Source organism: Micromonospora sp. II (assembly GCF_001709195.1).
In the GTDB taxonomy this organism is placed as follows: Bacteria; Actinomycetota; Actinomycetes; order Mycobacteriales; family Micromonosporaceae; genus Micromonospora; species Micromonospora chalcea.
In genome coordinates this window covers 822,896-843,571 of the sequence record NZ_LYXF01000024.1, presented here as the reverse complement: position 1 = coordinate 843,571, position 20,676 = coordinate 822,896, and the positions used below count along the sequence as shown (strand labels likewise).

The window sequence follows — 20,676 nt, the reverse complement described above, 5'->3', positions numbered from 1 at the left end:
CATCACCGCTGGTGAGACCGGCGAGGACCGGTACGCTCGCCCCGATGACCTCCGACGCCCTGCGCCGCGCCCTCACCGAGCCGGGTGACCCGCCGCTGCTCCCGCTGCCCGGCGTGGCGGTCGAGCTGCTGGCCGCCCTCGCCGCCCCGCCGCGCCTCGGCGCGCACCTGCGGCTGGTGCACGACGTCGCCTGGCACCTGACCGCCGCGTTCGCCGACCGGTTCGCCACGGTGCCGTTCGACAGGCAGGCGGTGCTGTTCGGCGCCGCGGTGCACGACCTCGGCAAGGTCGAGCATCCGGCCGAGCTGACCGGCCCGGGGTCCGCGCACGAGGAGGCGGGCTACCAGTTGCTGCTGCGCTTCGGCGTGCCGGAGGAGCGGGCCCGCTTCGCCGTCACCCACGCCGCCTGGCACTCCCCCGGCGTGCAGCTGGAGGACCTGATGGTCAGCCTGGCCGACAAGGTGTGGAAGGGCCGCCGGGTCGCCGACCTGGAGCAACTCGTGGTCGACCGGCTCGCCGGCATCACCGGCCAGGAGCGCTGGCAGACGTTCCTGGACCTCGACGACGTGCTCGCCGAGCTGGCCGCCGGCGCGGACCGCCGGCTGGCGTTCCAGGCCGAACATCCGGTGTACGGCTGACGCCGGACCGAGGACGGCGATGAGTCCGGTGCCGGTGCGCGGTCTTCGGTGAGTCGGTGTTCTCCGAGTCTCCGGGAGGAAGCATGAGCACCAGCGAAGCGCGGGGCCGGGTGCGGGCGTTCGTCACCGTGTCCCTGGACGGCTACGTCACCGGTCCGGACGACCACGCGGGCCAGGGGCTCGGTGCCGGCGGCGAGCGGCTGCACTACTGGGTGATGGGCGGGCCGTGGACGTACGACACGCCACGCGAACCCGGCGCCGGCATGACCGCCGAGGACCGCGCGTACTTCGACGAGCTGCTGGAGGGTGCCGGCGCGGCGCTGTGCGGCCGGGGCATGTACGACGCCGCGGGCGCCTGGGGCGGCCGGAACCCGTTCCAGACGCCCCTGGTCGTGCTCACCCACCGCACCGCCGACCAGCCAGATCCGGACGCGGGTTTCCTCATGGTCGACGGGTTCGACGCGGCGCTGGCGGCGGCCCGGCGTACGGCCGGGGACGGTGCGGTGATCATCGGCGGGGGCGCCGCCGTCATCCGGCAGGCGCTCGCCGCCGGCGTGGTCGACGAGCTGGGCCTGTCCACGGCTCCGGTGGTGCTCGGCGGCGGGAAGCGGCTCTTCGAGGGCTTCGACCGGGACGTCGACCTGGAGATCTGCGCCGTGCACCACTCGCGGTACGCCGTGCACGTCCGCTACGCCGTCACCCGCCGCGCGAGCGATACCGATTGACTTTCGATAGGTTCCGCGCGATAGTCGATGCATGCTTACGGCGCAACGCGCGGTGACACCACTCCGCGCCTTCCTGGTCCTGCTGTTCGCGGTCCTGGTGCTGTTCCAGACCATGTCGCTGCCCGGCCAGTTCGCCCACATGGCCCGGGAAGACCCGGACATGGCGTACCTGCGATGGCCCGCCACCGCGGTCACGGTCTTCTGGGTGCTCTGCGTCCAGGTGGTGATCGTCTGCACCTGGCACCTGCTCACCCTGGTCAAGCGCGACCGCATCTTCACCGAGGCGTCCCTGCGCTGGGTCGACGGGATCGTCTGGGCGGTCGCCGCCGCCTGGGTGGTGCTCGTCGGGGTGTTCCTCTATGTGGGCTTCAACGCCGACGACCCCGGGCTGCCGCTGCTGCTGTTCCTGCTGGTCACCGGCGTCACCGTGCTGGGGCTGCTGATGGTTGTGCTGCGCGCGCTGCTGCGCCAGGCCACCACGCTGCGCACCGACATGGAAGCGGTGATCTGATGCCGATCGTCGTGCGCATCGACGTGGAGCTGGCCAAGCGCAAGATGAGCGTCGGCGAGTTCGCCGAGCGCGTGGGGCTCACCCCGGCCAACGTCGCCGTGCTCAAGAACGGCCGCGCCAAGGCCGTCCGGTTCAGCACCCTGGAGGCCATGTGCCGGGTGCTCGACTGCCAGCCCGGCGACCTGCTCGAATGGGTCCCCGACGAGGAGGAGCGATGAGGCACCTGGCCGCCGCCGTGGCGGTGCTCGCCGTCGTGCTCGGCGTCGCCGGCTTCGTGTACGGCGAGGCCGACGACTCCCCCGGCCTCCAGCTCCTGTCCGCGCTGCTCGTCATCGGCGCGGTAGCCATCGGCGTACGTGTCGCCCGGCGTACCCGTTAGGGCCGGCGCCCCCTCGACGCCGGCCCTGCCGCTCAGCCCTTCACGCAGACGACCTGCTTGAGGTGGGCGACCACCTCGACCAGGTCCTCCTGCTGGGCCATCACCTCGGTGATGTCCTTGTACGCGCCGGGAATCTCGTCCACCACACCGGCATCCTTACGGCACTCCACACCGGCGGTCTGCGCGGCCAGATCCGCCGTGCTGTACGTGCGCTTCGCCTGCCCCCGCGACATCCGCCGCCCGGCCCCGTGCGACGCCGAGCAGTACGCGTCGACGTTGCCCTTGCCGCGCACGATGTACGACCCGGTGCCCATCGAGCCGGGGATGATGCCCAGGTCCCCCTTACCGGCCCGGATCGCGCCCTTGCGGGTCACCAGCACGTCCACCCCGTCGTAGCTCTCCTCCGCCACGTAGTTGTGGTGGCAGGAGATCGGCTCGTCGTAGCGCACGTGCGGGAACGCCTCCCGGACCACCTGGCTCAGCAGCGCGAGCATGACCGCCCGGTTACGCCGGGCGTACTCCTGCGCCCACCACAGGTCCCGCCGGTACGCCTCCATCTCCGGCGTGCCGGCGAGGAACACCGCGAGGTCCCGGTCCGGCAGGTCGGTGTTGTGCGGCAGCCCGCGCGCCACCGACATGTGCCGCTCGGCCAGTTCCTTGCCGATGTTGCGGGAACCGGAGTGCAGCATCAGCCAGACCCGGCCGTCGTCCGGGCCACCCTGCTCCAGGCAGACCTCGATGAAGTGGTTGCCGCCGCCGAGCGTGCCGAGCTGCCGCTGCGCCCGCGTCTCGAGCTGGGCGACCTTCCGGTCCAGCGTGGCGAACCGCCGCCAGAACTCGTCCCAGCCGGCCTGCTCCAGGCCCCGGACCCGCCGCGGATCGACAGCGTCGTCGCGCATCGCGAAGCCGACCGGGATCGCCGCCTCGATTGCCGAACGCAGCGGCGCGAGGTCGTCGGGCAGGTCGGCGGCGGTCAGCGAGGTCCGCACCGCGGACATGCCGCAGCCGATGTCCACGCCGACCGCGGCCGGCGACACGGCCTGCCGCATCGCGATCACCGAGCCGACTGTGGCGCCCTTGCCGAAGTGCACGTCCGGCATCACCGCGACGCCCTGCACCCACGGCAGCGCGCCGATGTTGCGCAGCTGCCGGGCCGCCTGCGCCTCGATCGTGTACGGGTCGGTCCAGACGCGGACCGGCGCCCGGGTACCGGCCAGCGGGGTGAAACCCATCGTCGTCTCCTTGCTCGTGTCCGTCGGAGATAGGTACCCCGGAAACGGAGAACCGCCCTGCTCCGGTGTCGGGGCGGGCGGTTCGCGCGGATCGTCGCGCCGGCGCTAGACGCGCCACCACCCTGGTTGCCACTGCCGTTCCCGGCCCGTGCCCGGTTCGGGCAGCAGGGCACCGGCGCGCGGCGCTTGCCGCTCGGCGCGGGTGCGGTTCTGCTGCGACACGGTGGACTCCCCTGGTGGATCAGATCGACGTTGCCCGCTCACCGTACGGCCGCCACGCACCGGCGGCAACGCGAATTTGCGACAGCACTGAACCTTTCCGCGCACGCGCTGATTACCAGGAGCTTCACGTGAGTGACCAGCGAAAGACCCGTCAGGACGGAACCTGGGCAAGCCTGAGCACGTATTCGAATCCGCGTTTCTGCGCGGGCGAATCCACCATTGGCAGGATCAGCGCCGGTATGCCGGCGGCAACCGATCCGCCGTCGCCGGCGGGATGATCACCGACCATCAGGGTCTGGCCCGGTGCGGCATGGAGGGCTTCGAGGGCGGCGACCCAGATCAGAGGGTCCGGTTTGACGAAGCCGACCTCGTAGGACAGTACGAACGCATCGACATAGCCGTCGAGTCCATGCCGCGCAAAGCATGTGCGGATGTCCCAGCCGACGTTGCTGACGACGCCGATGCGAACACCGCTGTCACGCAATGCGGACAGGGTGGCGACGGTGTCGGCGTACGGCTCGACTGCTTCGGCGTGTGTTTCGTGCATGGCCGATGCCAGCGCCTGGTCCACCCCAGGAATCTGTTCCAGCACAGCGAGGATCGCCCGATCCCAGACTCGCGGGTCCAGATCTCGGGCGATGTGGGCCGGATCCGTGGCCGTCTCCCGCAACAGTTCCGCGAAGTCGCCGGCAATACGGTGCGCCTCGCCGACAGCCAATGTCCGGTCGATCGATGCCGCCGCGTTGCCCACCCAGCGCTCCGAGTCTCTGGCGAACAGAGTCCAGGCGAAGTCGAACAGTACTGTCGTCACGCGCCTGGCGGTCATCGCATCACCCTAGATCGACACGGCGCGTCCAGGAGCGGCGGTCGACCTGGATCGGGCCGGGCCAGGGTGCCCGGCCTCAGCCGGCCTGCGCGACCGGGTGGCGCCGCATCTCCTCCATGAACGGGTAGCGCGCGGTCAGCTCGGCGAGCGTGATCCCCGCCCGCCAGGCGGCCGCCACCTGCGCGACCTGGAGCAGGTCGGTGGCGTCGCCGCGGGCCTGGACGTCGCCGTCCACCCTCAGGTCGATCATGAAGTAGCGGGCCTGGGAGCCGAGGCTGACGCAGACCACGCCCCGGGGGGAGGTCATCTCGGCGCAGGTGAAGCGGCTGCGCCCCTGCTCGGGCGCGGAGACCGCGCCGACGTCGAGCTGGTGCGCGGCGGCGGTCGCCACGAGCGCGGGGGCGAGACCACCCGGCTCGACCAGGTCCGGGTAGAGGCGCACACCCAGTGCGGCCGACACGTCGCTCATGCCTGACTCCCACTTCCTTGTGACAGAGACCAGCAGCGCGCAGGTTACGGGTGTGTTACCGGCACGCACGGCCATCCTGTCCCGTACGACCGTCCGGGGGCAATAGGAACGCCCTCATCGAACCCCTGCGAGGTACGCTCCCGCCTCATGGCGCACATCCGGTGTGACTTCTTCTCCGAGGCGCTCGGCGTGGGCACCTCGATGACGGTGCTGCTGCCCGACCCGGGCGCCGCCGGGATCGGCATGGCGGGTTCCGGCGCGGACGGTGACCCGCCGGTGCTCTACCTGCTGCACGGGCTGACCGACGACGACACGGTGTGGACGCGCCGCACGTCGATCGAGCGGTACGTGGCGCCGCTGGGGCTGGCCGTGGTGATGCCGCAGGTGCAGCGCAGCTTCTACTGCGACGAGGCACACGGCAACCGCTACTGGACGTTCCTCAGCGAGGAGCTGCCCGAGGTGTGCCGGTCGTTCTTCCGGCTGTCCGACCGCCGGGAGGACACGTTCGTCGCGGGCCTGTCGATGGGCGGCTACGGCGCGCTCAAGTGGGCGTTGCGCCGGCCGGAGCGGTTCGCGGCGGCGGCCAGCCTGTCCGGCGCGCTGGACGTGACCCGCCGCCGCCACCATCCGACCCACCCGGTCGACCCGGCGGTGTGGCACACGGTCTGGGGCGACGACCCGGTGCCGGCGGACGACGACACGGTGGGGCTGCTGGAGCGCTCCGGCGACGACCGGCCGGCGCTCTACGTCGCGTGCGGCACCGAGGACTTCCTGTACGAGGACAACGTGCGGTTCCTCGACGCGGCCCGCGAGCGCGACGTGCCGGTCACCGTCGACTTCGGTCCGGGGGACCACGACTGGGCGTACTGGGACGCACGCATCTCCGACGTGCTGGCCTGGCTGCCGCTGCGCACGCGTTGATCGGCCGGACTCAGACGCCGACGGTGCCGTCGATCGCCTCGCGGATCAGGTCGGCGTGCCCGTTGTGGCGGGCGTACTCGTGCAGCATGTGCAGCATGACCAGGCGCAGCGACACGTCCTCGCCCCAGCGGGCCTGGTGACCTGTCACGTCGAGGGACTCGGCCTCCCGCTCGATGCGCCGGGCGTGCTCGATCTCGCGCTGCCAGGCCTCGAACGCCTCCGCCACGTCGGCGTCGCGGGCGTCGTACGCCTGCTGGAAGTCACCGGTGTCCGACCACACCAGCGGCACGTCCTCGGCGGCGATGACCCGGCGGAACCAGGTGCGCTCCACCTCCGCCATGTGCCGGACCAGCCCGAGCAGGGACAGCGTGGACGGCGGCGACGCCTGCCGGCGCAACTGCTCGTCGGTCAGCCCCTCGCACTTGAGAGCCAGCGTGGCCCGGTGGAAGTCGAGGAACGCGCGCAGCGACTCCCGCTCCCCGCCGAGCAGCGGCGGGCCGATCCGTTCGGTCTCCATGAACGCCCACCCTAGCCGCAATCGATCATGGTGGAACGACCGCGTCACCGCAGCGACGAACCGGCCACCGGGAAGTCGAACCAGGTGTCCGGGTACGGCTCGTCGACGTAGCGGTAGTGCCACCACTCCAGCGGATAGTTCTCGAAGCCCTGCGCGGACATCAGCCGGCGCAGCAGGTCCCTGTTGTTGCGGGCGGTGTCGCTGATCCGCGCGTCGGCGGTGTGGGCACGCGGGTCGAAGCAGTCGAAGCCGGTGCCCATGTCGATCGAGTCGTCGGCGAAGCGGCGGCCGGCCGGGTCGGTGCAGGGCACCAGCGGCTGGCCGGGCGTGTACCCGGCCTGCGGGGGCCCGGAGACCGGGACCAGGGTCAGGTCGACGGTGCTGCCCCGGCTGTGCGCGGTGGGCGCGCCGATGTACCCGTCGGCGAAGAGCCGGTCCTTCGGCACGGCGGGGTAGAACTCGCCCTTCATCAGCTGTTCGCCGGGGAGTTTCGCCCAGGCGACGAAGTCGTCGGCGGCGCGCTGCGGGCGGTAGCAGTCGTACACCTTGAGGCTGTGCCCGCCGGCGAGCGCGGCGGTCTGCACCCGGTGCAGCGCCTGCGCCGCCGGGCGGGTGAGCAGGCAGCGTGGTTCGGCGTACCCGTCGATCGGGCGGCCGACGAAGTTGTGCGGGCCCGCGTACCGGATGTCGGTGCGGACGGTGGGGTCGACGGTGCTGAGGTCCACGAAGTCCGCCGGGGCCCGCGGGCCGGTCGGGGTGGCTGACGGCGGCGCGGACGGCGACGGCGACGGCGCGGGCCGCTGGCAGGCGGCGGCGAGCAGCGCGGTCGCCACGGCCAGGCCCGCCGTCGCGCGCATGCCGGTGCCCATCCGCCGTGTCTACCAGCCCGGGCGGGCCGGCATCGGCGGAACCGGTGGTCAGCCGCCCAGCACGGTACGCAGGAAGTCCACAGCGGCGGCGTCGTCGTCGATGCCGCCCGCCTCGTGGCCGTTGAACCGCCACACCGTCAGGTCCTTGTCGCCCCGGTAGTCGTGGTAGGCGGCGTAGACCGTGGACGGCGGGACGATCTCGTCCATCAGCGCGACGGAGAACCGGGCCGGCGCGGTGGCGCGGCGGGCGAACGCGACGCCGTCGACGTAGCCGAGCGTGCGCAGCGTCTGCTCCTCGCGGTCGCGGTGCACGGCGAGGTAGTCCCGGATCTCCCGGAACGGCGCCGAGTCGGTGATCGTGATCGCGCGCGGGATGTCGCAGAGGAACGGCACGTACGCCACCGCCGCGCGTACCGACGGCGCCAGCGCGGCGGCCGCGAGCGCTGCGGCCCCGCCCTGGCTGTGACCGAGAACGGCGATCCGGTCCGGGTCGACTGCCGGCAGCTCACGCGCGGCGTCCACGGCGCGGACCGCGTCGGTGAGGAAACGACGGTAGTAGTACTTGTTCGGGTCCTCGATGCCCCGGGTGGCCATGCCCGGCGCCTGCGGCCCGGCGGCGGCCACGTCCGGGGTGTCGCCCCGGCTCCACCCCGAGCCCTGGCCACGGGTGTCCATCTGGAGGTGGGCGAAGCCGGCCGCGGACCAGAGCAGGTTCTCCAGCGCGTGGCCGCGCCCGCCGCCGTACCCGACGTACTGCACGATCGTGGGCAGCGGGCCGGACGCGCCGCGCGGCGCCCGCAGCCACGCGCGGATCGGCTGTCCGGCGAAGCCGGGGAAGGTCACGTCGAAGACGTCGACACCGGTCAGCGGCGTCGGCAGCGGGGTCGCCGTCACGGGGTCGCCGCACGAGCGCGCCTGTGCGAGAGTGTCAGCCCAGAAGGCGTCGAAGTCGGCAGGCTCGTGCAGGTCGCTGCGGTAGGTACGGAGTTCGGCCTCGGTCAGGTCGGTGAGCACGCCTCGGTCTTCCTCGTCGTTCGTCGGGGGTGGACGGCGAGCCGCCGGAAGATGACTGGCGCATTTCCGGAACGTTTCCGCAACTCGTGCGAACGCTAGGGCCGGTCCGGCCTGTCGTCAAGCCCTCTGCGTACGGCAAGATGTGCGTGGGGCGGGACGGTCTACCGGTCGGTTCCGGCAGCCGGCGAAGGGAACACGGGTGAGCGCGGACGACGAACGCAGGGTGACCATCACCGCGATCGCACGGGAGGCCGGCGTCTCGGTCCCGACCGTGTCGCGCGTGCTCAACGGGCGGTCCGACGTCGCGCCGGACACGCGGGAACGGGTCGAGGAGCTGCTGCGCCACCACGGCTACCGGCGCCGGGGCAGCCGTACGGTGCGCCGGGCGGACCTGGTCGACCTGGTCTTCAACGACCTGGACAGCCCTTGGGCCGTGGAGATCATCCGCGGCGTGGAGGACGTCAGTCACGCCGCCGGGGTGGGCACCGTCGTCTCGGCGATCCACCGCGAGTCCAGCTCCACCCGGCAGTGGCTGCACAACCTGCGCGCCCGCGCGTCCGACGGCGTGATCGTGGTGACCTCGCACCTGAGCCCGGCCGTGCAGGCCCAGTTGCGCCGCCTCAACGTGCCGGTGGTGGTGGTCGACCCGGCCGCCGGCGTGGCCGCCACCGACGTGCCGGCGATCGGCGCCACCAACTGGACCGGCGGCCTGGCCGCCACCGAGCACCTGCTCAAGCTCGGCCACCGGCGGATCGGTTTCGTGGCCGGCCCGCCGCACCTGCTGTGCAGCCGGGCCCGGCTGGACGGCTACCGGGCCGCGCTGGCCGCTGCCGGTGTGGCCGCCGACGACCGGCTGGTGCAGCCCGGCGACTTCTACCACGCCTCCGGGTTCACCGCCGGTGGCGCGCTGCTCGACCTCGACGAGCCGCCGACGGCCATCTTCGCGGCGAGCGACCAGATGGCGTTCGGGGTGTACGAGGCGGTGCGCCGGCGCGGCCTGCGGGTCTGCGACGACGTGAGCGTGGTGGGCTTCGACGACCTGCCCGAGGCACGGTGGGCCTCACCGCCGCTGACCACCGTCCGCCAGCCCCTCGTCGAGATGGGGCGGCTCGCCGCGCGTACCGTGCTGCGGCTGGCCCAGGGTGAGGAGATCGACTCGCCCCGGGTCGAACTGGCCACCGAACTGGTGGTGCGCGACAGCACCGCGGCGCCCGCCTGCCGCTGACCCGGACCGCCGCTTTCAGTCCTGTTCCGGAATTTCCGGCTCGCGCAGAACCGGCCCGGTCGACATGGTGGCGGCGGCCGCCGCGGCGTGCCGGCGCCGCCGTGCCAGCAGCACCGCTCCCCCGGCCGTCAGCACCGCGCCCACCGCCACCGTCACACCGGCGCTGGGCGCGGCGCCGGGGCCCGGCGCGCCGCCACGCAGGTCGGCGTGCCCGGCCAGGGCCGACGCCCCGCCGCCCGCCGGTGGCGCGGTCCGGTCCAGCTCACCCGGCTCGACCAGCCGCCCGACCGAGGCGTCCCGAGGCTGCGCGAATCCCCAGTCCAGCAGCGCGGCGCCCTGCTGCCAGCCCCGCTGGCTGGTCACCTCGGCGCCGAGCAGCGTGACCACGAGCCGCCGCCCGCCGCGCTCGGCGGCGCCGACGTAGGTGTGCCGGGCCAGGTCGGTGAAGCCGGTCTTGCCGCCGATCGCGCCCGGGTACTGGTCCAGCAGCATGTTGTCGTTGGAGATCGCGAACGCCTTCTTGCGCAGCGCCGGCTGGGCCGGGATCTGCGCCGTACGGGTGGCGGCGTACCGGCGGAAGGCCGGGTTCGCGAAGCACGCCCGCGCGATGAGCGCCAGGTCGTACGCGCTGGTGAACTGGCCCGGACCGTCCAGCCCGGACGGGGTGACCGCGTGGGTCTGCCGCGCGCCGAGCCGGTGCGCCTCCTCGTTCATCGCCCGCACCCCGCCGGCCAGCCCGTCCGGGCCGCCGCCGAGGCGGGCCAGCGCGTTCGCCGCCTCGTTGCCGGAACGCAGCAGCAGTCCCAGCCAGATCGTCTCGATCCGGTACCGCCCGCCCTCGACCAGCCCGACCGCCGAGCTGCCCGGTTCCACGGCCAGATCCCCGGCGGTCACGGTGACCTCCCGGTTCGGGTCCAGCCGAGGCAGCATCGTGGCCGCCAGCAGCAGCTTCTGCACGCTCGCGGGCACCGCGTACTCGTGCGGCCCGCAGCCGCCGAGTACCGCGCCGCTGTCCAGGTCGGCGACCACCCAGGAGGTGGCGGTGACCGGCGGCGGCGCGGTCGACGCGGGCGGGACGACCAGCCCGGCGGTGTCCAGCGCCGCGCCGCCGACGGCCCGCGCGGCCGGATCGGGCGCGGGCGGCGGCTGCGGCGGCCGGGTCGACGGGGGCGGCACGTTCGGGCAGGGCGGCGCGGCCGGCATCCGGCGTACGGGCGCGCGGACGCCCGCCACCGCGGGCGTCGCCGACACCGGCACCAGCAGGGCGGCGGCCAGCGCCACGAAGGATCCCCAGGTCCTCATGACCCGGACGCTAGCCACGCCGACCCGAACGGGTCACCGGCTCCGGGATTCGGGCCCCGGCGCCGGGGCCACGCGGTAGGCTCCCCCGCCCGTGCCCGGATCAGCGCGCGGGCAGCCCGTGACCGCTGAGCGGGCCGACGTGCCATCCGCGGCGACGGCACTCGGCCAGCACGCGCGGAAGCGCGGCGACACCGGCCCGCCAGGCGCCCGGCGCGGCGGTACGGGAGGAGTCGTGCAGCAGGATCGTGCCACCTCCCTCCAGCCCGGACAGGACGGTTCGCGCGACCGTGTCGGCGGTGGCCGTGGCGGTCCAGTCCCGCCCCCAGCAGCTCCACAGCACCGGCCGCAGACGCAGCCGCCGGGCGGCCGTGAGAGCCGCGGCGGTGAGCACGCCGTACGGCGGTCGCAGGAACCGGGGCGCACGGCCGGTCACGTCCGTGACCAGGTCGTACGCGCGGGTCAGGTCCCGGACGGTGCGGGCCGGGCCGCGCAGCAGCAGGTTGTCGTGCGTCCAGCCGTGCACGGCCACCTCGTGGCCGTCGTCGACCAGCCGGCGGCCCAGCGCCGGGTTGCGCCGCAGCATCGCGCCGAGCACGAAGAACGTGGCACGGACCCGGTGTGCCGCCAGCACGTCCAGGACGTGGCCGGTGGACTCCGGGTCCGGGCCGTCGTCGAAGGTCAGCGCGACCCGGTCGGGCGCCCCGATTCCGTGCAGGCCGGGCAGCCACCGCCGCCGCACGGCGGGCAGCGCCGTGACCGACGGCGCCACCTGCAACACCGGCAGCGCGAGCGCGGCGGCCCGGGCCAGGGTCGCCGCTCTCATCGCAGACCGCCGGTGGACTGCAGCATCGCGGCGAGTACGGCGACCGCGTCGCCGACCGGGTCCAGCAGCGGGCGGCGCGTGCCGGCCGAACCCGCGGGCGGCGCCCGGCGAGCCGCCTCGGCGACCAGGCCGGCCGGGTCCTGGGACACGTCGTCGTGGGACGGGACCACCGGTGAAGTCCCGATCACCGCCGCGAGCACCGGCCCGAGCTGCTGCGGTGTGCCCGCCCACCGGCTCAGGCCGGCGCGGGCCAGGATCGCGGCGTTCGCACGCCCGTGTCCGGCGATGGGCCGGTACGTGACCACCGGCAGCCCGGCCGCCAGCGCCTCCTGGCAGGTGAGCCCGCCGGCGTTCTCCACCATCACGTCGACGGCGCGCATCAGTGCCGGCATGTCGTCGACCCAGCCCAGCACGTACCGGCCGGCGCCGTGCAGCCGGCGGCGCAGCGCCGCGTTGTGCCCGCACACCACCACCGGGCGGACACCCGCCGCGGCGACCTCGGCCACCGTCGCCGGCACCTCGCCGGCGCCCCAGGAGCCCGCGACGACAAGCGCGAGCACACCGTCGGCCGGGAGGCCGAACCGCTGCCGGGCCCGCTGCCGGTCCTCCGGGCCGGGCCGGGCGAAGGCGCGGGACACCAGCGGCTGCACCACCGTGACGTCGGCGGCGTCGGCCTGGCGCGTCTCGGCGTGGCGGACCGCGCAGTACACGTCCACGCCCGGCGCGAGCCAGGTCGGGTGCACCACGAAATCGGTCACGTAGGTGATCACCGGGACACGGAGCCGCCCGTGCCGCCGCAACGGGCCGAGGAGCTGGTTGGCGAACGGATAGGTGGTGACCACGGCTCGGGTGTCGGACGGGATGCGGCGGCGCAGGCGACGGCGCAACGGCCTCAGCAGCGCGCGGATCGCGCGTACGGCCGTCGGTGAGCTGCCGGTCAGCCGGAACAGCGCGTGGTAGCCCCACGGGAGCCGGTGCAGCACCCCCCGGTACGTCTCGCGCACCGCCCGGTGCAGCGGGCGGGGCAGCAGGTGCAGAAGGTTCAGCCGGTCCACCGCGAAGCCCCGCGCACGCAGCCGTTGCGCCAGCTCGTCAGCGGCCCGGTCGTGTCCGGCGCCGATGTCCGCCGAGACCACCACGATCCGGCCCGGGTGCTCCATGCCGGGCGCATACCCACGGAATCGGTGTCCACGCGACCCGCCGGGACGCCGGGTTCAGGCGCGGCGGCGTCCGCGGCGGCGGGACCGGCCCCGGCGGGCGGCGAGCACCGCCGCCACCCCGCCGACGGTGAGGGCGAGCAGACCGGCGAGCGGCACGATCATCCGCCAGTCCCCCTCGCCGACGCGGCGCAGCGCGGTGCCGGCCGGCCCCCGCCACGGCGGCGAGACGGTACGGGCCGGCGCGGCGGCGGGAGCGTTACGGGGTTCCGCCGCCGCGGCGTCCCCCTCACCCGGCTCCACCAGCCGGCCGACCGAGGCGTCCCGGGGCAGCCCGAAGCCCCAGTCGAGCAGCTGGGCGCCCTGCTGCCAGCCGCGTACCGGCCGGGCCTCGGCGCCGAGCAGCGTCACCACGAGACGGCGTCCGCCGCGTTGCGCGGCGCCGACGTAACTGTGCCGGGCCAGCTCGGTGAAACCGGTCTTGCCGCCGAGCGCGCCCGGATAGCGGTAGATCAGCTGGTTCTCGTTCTGGATCTGGAACCCGCCCTTCTTCAGGGCGGGCTGGGCCGGGATCTGTGTGCGTTCGGTGAGCGCGTACCGGCGGAACGCGGCGTCGGCGAAGCAGGCCCGCGCGATCAGCGCCAGGTCGTACGCGGTGGTGAACTGCCCGGGGCCGTCCAGTCCGGACGGGGTGACCGCGTGGGTCTGCCCGGCGCCGAGCCGGCGGGCCTGCGCGTTCATCTCGGCGACGCCGGCCTGCGTGCTGCCGGCGCCGAGACGGGCCAGCATGTTCGCCGCGTCGTTGCCGGACTGCAGGAGCAGGCCCAGCCAGAGCGTCTCCACGCTGTAGCGGCCACCGACGAGCAGCCCGACGGCCGAGCTGCCCGGTTCGATGTCGAGGTCGGCGCGGGTCGCGACGGCCACCTGCTTCGGGTCGAGCCGGCTCAGCATGGTGGCGGCCAGCAGCAGCTTCTGGGTGCTGGCCGGCGTGCCGGGGACGTGCGCCCCGCACGCGCCCAGAACGGTGCCGGTGTCCAGGTCCGCCACGAGCCAGGTGCTGGCGGTGACCGCCGGGGGCGCGGGGCTGCCCGGCGGCGCGACCAGTCCGGCGCCGGCCAGCGCCTCCCCGCCCACCGCCGCCTGTTCGGGCGTCGTGGCCGGCGGCGTGGGGCGGGGCGGCCGGCTCACCTTCGGCGCGGGCTGCCGGGGGCAGGGCACGGTGGCGCCGGGCGCGGGGGCCGTCCCGGGGGCGGCCGGCGCCGGTGCGGGTGTCCCGGCGGCGAGCAGGGTGACGGCGGTGACGGCGGCCAGGACCCGGGCTCTCATGAGAAGGCACCATACCGAGCCCGTTGATCAGGGCCGGGTGGCTCACCGGGGCCGTGACGCGGCGCCGATCGCCCGGCCCCGCTCGGTGACCGGCCGGGGGTCAGCGCACGCCGCGCAACCACCATCGTTGCCACGGCGTCTCCACCGCCTTCCGGTGGTAGCGGGACCGGACCCAGGCCACCGCCCGATCGGGCGGCAGCCCGTCCAGTACGGCGAAGGCGGCGAGCGCGGTTCCGGTACGCCCCACACCGCCGTGGCAGGCCACCTCGACCCGCTCGCCCGCGTACGCGCGCCGCCACGCCTCCCGGAGCGCGTCGAGCGCGTCGGCGCGGTCGGCCGGGATCCAGAAGTCGGGCCAGCGGACGCGCCGGGCGGGCCACTCCGGTTCGGGGCCGGGCGCCAGCAGCAGCGCGAAGTCGGCGGGCGAGGCGGGCTCGGCGACTCGCCGCCCGCGGACGGTGGCGCCCCCGGGCAGCGTGAGCAGGCCGGCCTGATCGGTCCACGGTGTCGCGTCCATGGCCCATTGTGTCGTGTGGCACGGACACGTGAGTGCCCGCCGGACTCCGTCCGGCGGGCACTCACGATCGAGCCGGGTCTTTCCCGGCGCGCCCCGGATCAGCCGAGGCGACGGCGACGCCAGGCCATGGAGGCCAGCAGCAGCACCGCGCCGGCGGCGGCGAGGCCCCCACCGAGCTTCAGCGGCGTGCCGATGCTGTCACCGGTGACCGGCAGCCCGCCGTGGTGCGGGGACTTGGTCGGCCGCGGCGGCAGGACGGTGCCGGTGGCGCTGGCGATCCGACCGGACGTCAGACCGGTGGCGGTGAACGTGTACCGCCCGGGCCGGGTCGGCCGGTAGGTCACGGTGAAGTTGCCGCTGGCGTCGGTCGTCACGGTGAACGTGGTCGGCGCGGGCTGCGGCTGGGCACGGTTGGGCGTGTAGGCGACCGGCGCCATCGCCACCGTGCTGCCGTCGCTGCGTCGCGCGGAACCGTCGGCCGGGGCGGCCGCGGGCAGGCCCGAGATCGCCACGTCGATTCGGACCGTCTCGTTCGGCCCGAAGTTCGATCCCCGCAGGGTGAACGTCTCGCCGAGCCGGATGGTCGTCGGTGAGACGGTCAGCGACGCGACCTCGGGCGGGTAGACCGGGGGTTGCGGCTGCGCCGCCCCGGCCGCGGTCGGCACGGCCGCTACGGCCAGGCCCACCGTGAGCGCCATGATGATGCGGGATAGCCGCATGATGGTTTCCCTCCTACTGTTCACAGCTTGGTGCGTTGACTACTTGGGTGGTCCATGGGGTGACGGTGGGCGTGTGCACCAGCTCGGCCGTCCCGGCGCCGGTCTGGCCGGTGAGCACCGTGACGTCGAGCGTCCGGGTCTGCCCCGGGCGGGTCTCCACGTTGGCCACCGCCACCTGGCGGCGGCCGTCGGTGCCGCTGCCCATCGCGGTGTCCCTCCCGTCGAGCCGCCCGGTGAGGACGGCGCCCCCGGTGGGCGTGTGGACGGAGACGAAGGTGCGTGCGGTGTACTTGTCGCCGGACAGGGCCAGCCCGGTCACCGACTTGGTCAGGCCCGACTTCGGGGCGGTGGAGTGCACCGTCACCTTCAGCCGCAGCTCGCGGCGCCCGTCCGGATGGCATTCGCCGACCGTCACGGTGGCCGAGAACCTGAGGTAGTAACCGAGCTTCGCGCCGCTGCCGTCGTTGAGGAACACGCCGACAGTCGGCACGGTGTCCTTCTCCGGGAGCTGACCCGCCAGCCGGGTGTCGGCCAGCGCGCGCTGCTCATCGGATCGGACACTCCAGAACAATATCCGACGTTCGCTAATGGAACGACTAAAAACGGTCAAAAGCGACCGAGGGTCGACCGTCTTGGTGAACAACGTGTCGAACACGCCGGACGCGGCCCGGGCGAAGAACACGTCCTGGTCCTTGGTGTCCAGGTCCCGGTACGAGTCACTGAGCAGCGTCCGCACGGCGGTGGCGGCGGCCAGCGAAGGCCCGTCCGGCACGGTCACCGGGCCGACCACGCCGAGCAGGTACGACAGGACCACGGGGTCCACCGCCAGCACGCCGTCCACGGTGGTGCCGGTACGGCGGCGCACCATGTCCCGGTAGAGCGCGGCGGCGGCCGGGAAGTCCGGGCTGAGGTTCACATCAGCCGGATAGATGCCCGGCAGGTCGCCCCAGAGCCGCTTCGCCTCCGCGCCGATCTTGAGCGGTGGGTCGAAGGACCGCAGGTCCGACGAGCTGCCCTGCTTGACCAACCGGACCCGGCCGCCCTCGGCCCGCAGCACCGCGTACGCGCCGAACATGCCGCCGGTGGCGCGCAGCTCGGCCGGATTCTGCGAGACGAGCAGATAACTGCGTGGCCCGTCCGCACCGAGCAGCGGCGGCAGCAGCCGCGCGCCCCGATCCGCCGCCGAGGTCAGCTCGCCCAGTTTGTCCAGCTCCGCGCGCAGCGCGGTGACCGCGTCGCGCACCTGCGCCACGAGGCTGTCCACCGGCACCTGCCGCAACCGCTCGGCGGTGGCCCGGACCGCCTGGTCGGCCGCCGCGACCTCGGCCGAGACCCCGCGCAGGCGGGCCAGGTCCAGCCGGCCCTGCTTCGGCACCAGCGAGGCGAGGTCGACCCGCAGCAGCGTGGGGAACGCGAGCCGGGCCAGGTCGTCCACCGCCACCGAGATCTGCCGCACCGCGGCCAGGTTGTCCCCCGCGTAGGGGGCCTGCTGGCCGGCCCACCAGACCGGATCCCTGGTAGCGCCGCGCGCGGCGGCCGCCTGCTCCTGCAACGCGGCGAGCGTGCGCTGCGCCCGGGCCACGTCGCCGTCGAGCACCTGGGCGCTGAGCTCCTTGGCCAGCCCGGCGGCGTTGACCAGGTGGGCGCGGGCCTGCCAGCCCCGGAACGCCACCCAGCCACCGGCGCTGAGCAGCACCGAGACGACGACCAGCCCGGTCAGCAGGATCCGGCGGACCCGGGCGCGCCGGCGCCGCCGCGAGCGCCGTCGGCGGCCGGGCGAAGGACCGGGTCCGGACACAAAATCCTCCTACGAGACGAATAAGACACTTTTCGCAATCGAGTTGCTTTCTAGCATGGAAAAGGGAGGCTTAGTTGGCTATTCCGCCGCTCTGTCGGCTTGCATCGCTTCTGCGAGTTTTGCTCGCTTCGGCGCCACACCCGCCGCCTCCTGCAGCAGGGCCTCGATCCGGTCCACGCCGGTCCGCATCGACATCTCCCGCAGGTACGCGCCCCGGCCCCGCCTACCCATGTCGATCCGGGCGGCCGCCGGGATGGCGGCGGCCAGCCAGAAGCGGTCGGCGAGCGCCGCCCAGTCCTCCGGCGGGCAGGACAGCCCCGCGCGGGCCCGCTCGACCAGCTCCGCCGTCTCCCCACCGGCGGAGGCGACCACCGGCGCGGCACAGGAGAGCGCGGCCTGGAGCTTGGCGGGCACGGTCCCCCGCAGCTCGGGCAGGTCGCGCTGCGCCACGAGCTGATAGTCGGCGGCCGCGTAGAGCTGCGGCATGTCCACGGCGGACCGTCGCTCGACGAACCGGACGTTGTCCGCGCCGAGCTCGGCGGCGAGCCCCCGCACCCGCCGCTCCTGCGGACCGGAGCCGACCAGCACCAGGTCCATCCGGTCGCCGAGCGCCGCCGCCGCGCGGACCGCCGTCTCCAGCCCCTGGCGCACGCCGATCGTCCCGGCGTGCATCACCACGCAACGGTCGTCCCGCCGGATGAGCCGGCGGACGGCCGGACCGGCCTGGGTCGGACGGAAGATGCGTTCGTCGGTCCAGTTGAGCACCGTACGCACCCGCGCCGGATCGGCCCCGCGGGCGCGCACCAGATCCGCCATGGACGGCGAGCTGACCGCCACCACTGCCGCCTCCCGGTAGAGGCGGCGCATGGCGGCCTCCAGCCGGGCCGGCGCCCGGTCGCTCTGCGCCGGGCCCGGCTCGTGCTCCGTCCAGACGTCCTGCATGTGCAGGACGGTGGGCGTACGGCCGAGCAGCCGCAGCAGCCCGGACGCCGCGAACGTGACCGCCGGGTGACCGAAGACGTAGAGCGCGTCGACGCCCCGCAGCAGGCCCCGCCCGGCGAGCGCGGCGCTGCCGGCGAAGGAGAGCCAGCTCGCGGTACGGGCCCGGGGCGTGCCGTCGCCGCCGGCGTACCGGGGCACCCGGCGTACGGTCAGCCGCTCGCTGTGCGTCTGGTGCCGCCAGCGCTGCCGCCAGCCCGGATAGACGTGGCCACCCGGATAGTCCGGGAACCCGGTGAGCACCCGTACCTCGTGGCCCCGGGCGACCAGCTCCTCGGCCAGGCTGCCCGGGACGAACGCCGGCTCCGGCGGGAAGTGGTACGACAGGATGCCGATCCTCATGTCCACGCTCCCGGCGCGGCTTGCCGGACGGGCGCGCGGCGCGGCGCGTACGATTCCGGCAACCCCTCTGCGTCCGGCCGCGACAGCCGGAAGAACGCCGTCGCGGCACTCTGCGCCGCGACCGTGCCGACGAGAGGGGTGCAGATGGTCGACGAGGTCCTCTTCGTCTGCCACGCGAACATGTGCCGGTCACCGATGGCGGAGTTCATCGCCCGCCGGATGCTGGCCGGTCTGCCGCTGGCGGTCGCCAGCGCGGGCACCGACGCGATCGACGGCGCCGCCATGCACCCGTACGCGGTCGAGGTGGCCGCCCGGACCGGCGCGGACCCGGCGGCCTTCCGCACCCGGCGGCTTCGCCCCGAGCACCTGACCGGAGCGGCGCTGGTGCTGACCGCGACCCGCCGCCAGCGCTCGGCCTGCACCGCGATGGCCCCGGCCACGCTGGCGCGGACGTTCACGCTCCGGCAGTTCGCCCGGCTGGCCACCGAGGCCCGGGCGGACGAGGCGGAGGCGGGCACGCCGTTGCGGGCGGCCGTGTCGGCCGCCGTGCGCGCCCGGGGGCGGCTGCAACCCGCCGCCCCCGACGTGGACGACCTGCGCGACCCGATCGGCGGCTCGCCGGCCGACTTCCGGCGGTGCGCGGAGGAGATCGAGCGGTCGATCCGCCCCGTGCTCGCGCTCATCGCGACAGCCGGGTGAGTTCCTGCGTCCGGTCGCCCCCGACGGCCTTGGCGCCCCGGCGGCTGCCGGCCCGGTCGGCCGGCACCGAGGGCGCGGCCGGCGGCACGACCACCTTGTACGCCTCGTACTGGTAGGCGTCCGACTTGGCCACCTTGGCCATGTTGAGCACGCAGCCGAGCAGGCGCACCGAGACCGAGCTGAGCGCGTTCGCCGCCGCCGCCACCTGGCTGCGCGAGGTCCGGCCCTGCTGGGTGACCAGGAGCGCGCCGTCGGCCTGCACGGCCACCACCACGCCGTCGGTGACGGCCAGCAGCGGCGCGGTGTCGATCACCACGATGTCCGCCGAGTCCCGCAGCGCCACCAGCAGGTCCGCCATGGACTTCGAGCCGAGCAGCTCGCTCGGGTTGGGCGGGGTGGCGCCGCTGGGCAGCACGAGAAGGGACTTCTCCCCCCAGCGCTGCACCACGTCACCGACCTGGACGTCGCCGACCAGCACGTCGGTGAGGCCGACGCCGCCGTCGAGGCCCAGGTAGTCGGCCACCTTCGGGCGGCGCAGGTCGGCGTCGATGAGAAGCACCCGCCAGCCCGCCTCGGCCAGCGCGATGGCGGTGTTGCAGGCCATCGTGGTCTTCCCCTCGCCCTGCAACGCGCTCGTGACCGCGATGACCCGGGCCGGCTCGTGCACGTCCACGAAGCGCAGGTTCGTGCGCAGTTTGCGGACCGCCTCGGCCCGGGCGGAGGTGGCCGCCGCGCCGACGATCAGCGGCGCCGCCTTCGCGCCGTTCTCGTACGGGATCTCGCCGAGCAGCGGGCTGCCGGTCACCCGTTGCAGCGCGGCGCCGTCGCGCATCCGGACGTCGGCCAGCCCGCGCAGCACGGCCAGCGCGGCGCCGAGCAGCAGGCCCAGCACACCGCCCATGACCAGGTTGCGCGTGGGCTGCGGCGAGACCGGGCTGGACGTCACCCGGGGACCGCTGACGACCTCGATCTTGATCGGCGGGGCATTGCCGTCCGGCGGCGTCTCGACCTTGCGCACCAGCTCGGTGAACTTCGTCGCGAGCGTCTCGGTGGTCTTCAGCGCCCGGGTCTGGTCGGTGTCGGTGATCGTGGCCTTGAGCAGGACCGTGCCGGTCGTGCTGGCGGTCCGGATCCGGCTGCGCACCTGGTCGGCGGTGAGACCCAGCGGCGCGTCGGCCACCACGCTCTGCGCCAGCCGGTCGCTGGTGAGCAGGTCACCGTAGGACTTCACCCGCTGCTGGAGGAAGAGGCTGCCCTGGTAGGCGTCGGTGACGCCCTGGCTGGGCGTGGTGACGAAGAACGTCACCGAGGCCTCGTACCGAGGCGCCGTCCGGACCGTCACGAGCGCGGCGGTGCCCAGGGCGAGCATCACCGTCACCAACACGATCCACCAGTGGCGTCGGACCAGGCGCAGGTAGCCGAGAACGTCCATCACGCCCTCCCTAG

General features: G+C 74.1%; 23 protein-coding genes. 8 read left to right on the top strand and 15 right to left on the bottom strand.

Annotated features, from left to right (window positions below; all coding sequences use genetic code 11):
- Nucleotides 1–44: 44 nt before the first annotated feature.
- From A8711_RS15525 to A8711_RS32450, 5 genes are all read left to right on the top strand, one after another.
- The gene (locus tag A8711_RS15525) at nt 45–638 is read left to right on the top strand and encodes an HD domain-containing protein (protein ID WP_069088602.1); all 594 of its coding nucleotides are present in this window, start codon (nt 45–47) and stop codon (nt 636–638) included.
- Nucleotides 639–721: 83 nt separating this feature from the next.
- Complete coding sequence (locus tag A8711_RS15520; RefSeq protein WP_064445825.1) at nt 722–1,363, top strand: dihydrofolate reductase family protein; 642 nt, start codon at nt 722–724, stop codon at nt 1,361–1,363.
- Nucleotides 1,364–1,394: 31 nt separating this feature from the next.
- Entirely contained in the window at nt 1,395–1,874 is a 480-nt protein-coding gene (locus A8711_RS15515) for a DUF2975 domain-containing protein (protein WP_064445824.1), read from the top strand.
- Complete coding sequence (locus tag A8711_RS15510; protein WP_030499989.1) at nt 1,874–2,092, top strand: helix-turn-helix transcriptional regulator; 219 nt, start codon at nt 1,874–1,876, stop codon at nt 2,090–2,092. Before A8711_RS15515 ends, A8711_RS15510 begins: the two co-directional genes overlap by 1 nt.
- Complete coding sequence (locus A8711_RS32450; protein WP_166455878.1) at nt 2,089–2,253, top strand: hypothetical protein; 165 nt, start codon at nt 2,089–2,091, stop codon at nt 2,251–2,253. The genes A8711_RS15510 and A8711_RS32450 overlap by 4 nt, the downstream gene beginning before the upstream one ends.
- 32 nt (nt 2,254–2,285) lie before the next feature.
- Here A8711_RS32450 and A8711_RS15505 read toward each other — a convergent pair whose 3' ends face one another.
- From A8711_RS15505 to A8711_RS15495, 3 genes are all read right to left on the bottom strand, one after another.
- Nucleotides 2,286–3,485: an RtcB family protein gene (locus A8711_RS15505; protein ID WP_064445823.1), complete on the bottom strand. Its 1,200-nt coding sequence runs from the start codon at nt 3,483–3,485 to the stop codon at nt 2,286–2,288.
- 373 nt (nt 3,486–3,858) lie between these two features.
- Nucleotides 3,859–4,533 carry an HAD family hydrolase gene (locus A8711_RS15500; protein ID WP_064445822.1) on the bottom strand — a complete coding sequence of 225 codons (675 nt, stop codon included), beginning with the start codon at nt 4,531–4,533 and terminating at the stop codon, nt 3,859–3,861.
- Between the two features lie 76 nt (nt 4,534–4,609).
- Nucleotides 4,610–5,002: a hypothetical protein gene (locus A8711_RS15495; protein ID WP_043323741.1), complete on the bottom strand. Its 393-nt coding sequence runs from the start codon at nt 5,000–5,002 to the stop codon at nt 4,610–4,612.
- A 147-nt stretch (nt 5,003–5,149) separates the two neighbouring features.
- Between A8711_RS15495 and A8711_RS15490 the strand changes: the two genes are divergently transcribed.
- Nucleotides 5,150–5,923: an alpha/beta hydrolase family protein gene (locus A8711_RS15490; protein WP_064445821.1), complete on the top strand. Its 774-nt coding sequence runs from the start codon at nt 5,150–5,152 to the stop codon at nt 5,921–5,923.
- 10 nt (nt 5,924–5,933) lie between these two features.
- Here the strand turns inward: A8711_RS15490 and A8711_RS15485 are convergent, their stop codons facing one another.
- The 3 genes from A8711_RS15485 to A8711_RS15475 are packed head-to-tail and all read right to left on the bottom strand — an operon-like array spanning nt 5,934 to nt 8,323.
- Nucleotides 5,934–6,440, bottom strand: coding sequence for a DinB family protein (locus tag A8711_RS15485; protein WP_064445820.1), 507 nt, complete (start codon nt 6,438–6,440; stop codon nt 5,934–5,936).
- Nucleotides 6,441–6,484: 44 nt separating this feature from the next.
- Entirely contained in the window at nt 6,485–7,297 is an 813-nt protein-coding gene (locus A8711_RS15480) for a M15 family metallopeptidase (RefSeq protein ID WP_069088688.1), read from the bottom strand.
- Nucleotides 7,298–7,357: 60 nt separating this feature from the next.
- Complete coding sequence (locus A8711_RS15475; protein ID WP_069088601.1) at nt 7,358–8,323, bottom strand: acetylxylan esterase; 966 nt, start codon at nt 8,321–8,323, stop codon at nt 7,358–7,360.
- 199 nt (nt 8,324–8,522) lie between these two features.
- Here A8711_RS15475 and A8711_RS15470 point away from each other — a divergent pair, with 199 nt between their 5' ends.
- Nucleotides 8,523–9,548, top strand: a complete 1,026-nt coding sequence (locus A8711_RS15470) for a LacI family DNA-binding transcriptional regulator (RefSeq protein WP_043323734.1) — start codon at nt 8,523–8,525, stop codon at nt 9,546–9,548.
- Nucleotides 9,549–9,563: 15 nt separating this feature from the next.
- Here A8711_RS15470 and A8711_RS15465 read toward each other — a convergent pair whose 3' ends face one another.
- The 8 genes from A8711_RS15465 to A8711_RS15430 form a co-directional block, all read right to left on the bottom strand.
- Complete coding sequence (locus A8711_RS15465; RefSeq protein ID WP_069088600.1) at nt 9,564–10,850, bottom strand: D-alanyl-D-alanine carboxypeptidase family protein; 1,287 nt, start codon at nt 10,848–10,850, stop codon at nt 9,564–9,566.
- A gap of 100 nt (nt 10,851–10,950) precedes the next feature.
- Complete coding sequence (locus A8711_RS15460) at nt 10,951–11,673, bottom strand: polysaccharide deacetylase family protein (RefSeq protein WP_069088599.1); 723 nt, start codon at nt 11,671–11,673, stop codon at nt 10,951–10,953.
- Nucleotides 11,670–12,833 (bottom strand): glycosyltransferase, encoded by a 1,164-nt coding sequence (locus A8711_RS15455; RefSeq protein WP_064445817.1) that lies wholly within the window; start codon nt 12,831–12,833, stop codon nt 11,670–11,672. The genes A8711_RS15460 and A8711_RS15455 overlap by 4 nt, the downstream gene beginning before the upstream one ends.
- Nucleotides 12,834–12,887: 54 nt before the next feature.
- Nucleotides 12,888–14,156, bottom strand: a complete 1,269-nt coding sequence (locus A8711_RS15450) for a D-alanyl-D-alanine carboxypeptidase family protein (RefSeq protein ID WP_069088598.1) — start codon at nt 14,154–14,156, stop codon at nt 12,888–12,890.
- 100 nt (nt 14,157–14,256) lie between these two features.
- A complete protein-coding gene (locus tag A8711_RS15445; RefSeq protein ID WP_069088597.1) occupies nt 14,257–14,673 on the bottom strand; it encodes a protein-tyrosine phosphatase family protein in 417 nt (138 codons plus the stop codon).
- 98 nt (nt 14,674–14,771) lie between these two features.
- Entirely contained in the window at nt 14,772–15,392 is a 621-nt protein-coding gene (locus A8711_RS15440) for a hypothetical protein (RefSeq protein WP_043323730.1), read from the bottom strand.
- 13 nt (nt 15,393–15,405) lie between these two features.
- Nucleotides 15,406–17,190 carry a DUF4012 domain-containing protein gene (locus A8711_RS15435; protein WP_069088596.1) on the bottom strand — a complete coding sequence of 595 codons (1,785 nt, stop codon included), beginning with the start codon at nt 17,188–17,190 and terminating at the stop codon, nt 15,406–15,408.
- Between the two features lie 78 nt (nt 17,191–17,268).
- The gene (locus A8711_RS15430; protein ID WP_069088595.1) at nt 17,269–18,531 is read right to left on the bottom strand and encodes a glycosyltransferase family 4 protein; all 1,263 of its coding nucleotides are present in this window, start codon (nt 18,529–18,531) and stop codon (nt 17,269–17,271) included.
- A 144-nt stretch (nt 18,532–18,675) separates the two neighbouring features.
- On the opposite strand from A8711_RS15430, the gene A8711_RS15425 reads away from it, so the two are divergent.
- Nucleotides 18,676–19,230 (top strand): protein-tyrosine-phosphatase, encoded by a 555-nt coding sequence (locus A8711_RS15425; protein WP_043330096.1) that lies wholly within the window; start codon nt 18,676–18,678, stop codon nt 19,228–19,230.
- On the opposite strand, the gene A8711_RS15420 is transcribed toward A8711_RS15425, so the two are convergent.
- Nucleotides 19,211–20,662 (bottom strand): polysaccharide biosynthesis tyrosine autokinase, encoded by a 1,452-nt coding sequence (locus tag A8711_RS15420; RefSeq protein ID WP_043323724.1) that lies wholly within the window; start codon nt 20,660–20,662, stop codon nt 19,211–19,213. The two genes, A8711_RS15425 and A8711_RS15420, sit on opposite strands and share 20 nt — an antisense overlap.
- Between the last annotated feature and the right edge of the window lie 14 nt (nt 20,663–20,676).